Annotated in this window: 1 protein-coding gene; it reads left to right on the forward strand. The window is 67.6% G+C overall.

Annotated elements, in window-relative coordinates; translation table 11 throughout:
* The first annotated feature begins 168 nt into the window (after positions 1 to 168).
* Positions 169 to 1002: a class I SAM-dependent methyltransferase gene (locus ACU18_RS17920; RefSeq protein ID WP_050687835.1), complete on the forward strand. Its 834-nt coding sequence runs from the start codon at positions 169 to 171 to the stop codon at positions 1000 to 1002.
* Positions 1003 to 1054 lie beyond the last annotated feature (52 nt).

The raw sequence follows: 1054 nt of genomic DNA on the forward strand, positions 1-1054 counted from the left end.
TGTTCCTGCGTGTACTTTCTCTTCCCCGACGCTTTCCTGATTAAAGACGGCACGGTCGTTGCAACTCCCAAAATCTAGGGGTGTTGCAACGACCGCTAGAACCCAAGGTGGGTGCCGGCGTCGGCCAAACCCTTCCTTCGTGCCGGAGCGCCGTTGTAGGGTCAGGGCGTGATCGTCCCCGATATTTCCCAGAGCGCCGAGGCTGTGGCGGAGCACTACGACGAGCTCGATCCCATCTACCGCCGCGTGTGGGGCGAGCATGTCCACCACGGATTGTGGGCGACGGGCCGCGAGACGGCAGGCGCGGCCGTTGAGGCGCTGGTGGACACGGTTGGCGACAGGCTGGGCCTCACCCCCGGCCAGGCCTGCGTCGACATCGGGTGCGGCTATGGCGCCACGGCGAGGCGGCTCGCGGTGCTGCACGGGGTCCGTGTCACCGGTTTCACGCTGTCAGAGGAGCAGGCGCGCTACGCTGCCGGCCAGCCCGTGCCCGACGTGGAAATCCGGGTCCGGGACTGGCTCGACAACGGGCTGGCCGGAGCCACCGCCGACGCCGCATGGGCTATCGAGTCGAGCGAACACATGGTCGATAAGCCCAGGTTCTTCGCCGAGGCCCACCGCGTGCTGTCGCCCGGTGGCCGCTTCGTCATCTGCGCCTGGCTGGCCGAAACGAACGCCGGCGGGTTGAAGGTCCGCCACCTGCTGGAGCCGATCTGCCGCGAAGGCCGGCTGCCCTCGATGGGCACCCGCGGGGACTACGAGGCGATGGCGACGGCGGCGGGCTTCACGGTCACCGGCTACGAGGATGTCAGCCGCCGCGTTGCCCGCACCTGGACAATCTGCGCCCTCCGGTTGGTGAAAGCCCTCCTCGTTGACCGCGAAGCCCGCCGCCTCGCCTTGAGCGCAGGCAACCGCGGAGCCGTCCTCGGCATTCCCCGCATGATCCTGGCTTACCGCTGCGGCGCGCTGCGGTACGGGATCTTCACCCTGCAGAAGGCCTAGGTGTACTCGGCCAGGACGTTGGTTGCATCGTGAAAGGGTGAAGACCTCTTAG

Source organism: Arthrobacter sp. ZBG10 (assembly GCF_001238605.1).
In the GTDB taxonomy this organism is placed as follows: domain Bacteria; phylum Actinomycetota; class Actinomycetes; order Actinomycetales; family Micrococcaceae; genus Arthrobacter.